Genomic DNA, 260 nt, shown 5'->3' with positions numbered 1-260 from the left:
GAGGAAGATTTCTTCACGATGAACATCGACATCATCAGGCGCATCAATCCCTAAGCGAACCTGGTTCCCTTTTACACCAAGAACACTAACGCTTATTTCATCGCCAATTTTCAATGTTTCACCATTTCTGCGAGTTAGAATCAGCATATCGACAATCCCTGTTAAAAACTTAATCTTACCGAAACCGATAGAAAAGAAAAGCCAATCAAGCCCGTTTACAGTGAGCTCCTACAGACCTATACGGCAATTTCTGACAACAC

The 260-nt window shown here is 41.5% G+C and carries 1 protein-coding gene; it reads right to left on the bottom strand.

Annotated elements, in window-relative coordinates:
- Positions 1-147, bottom strand: a 147-nt coding sequence (gene csrA / locus SB659_RS19860) for a carbon storage regulator CsrA (RefSeq protein ID WP_410551659.1), incomplete at its 3' end; no start/stop codon positions are given.
- Positions 148-260: the final 113 nt, after the last annotated feature.

The organism is Arthrobacter sp. SIMBA_036, assembly GCF_046535135.1.
Classification (GTDB): domain Bacteria; phylum Actinomycetota; class Actinomycetes; order Actinomycetales; family Micrococcaceae; genus Arthrobacter.
The sequence above is the reverse complement of the archived record's forward strand: the minus strand, read 5'-3'. Positions and strand labels throughout refer to the sequence as shown.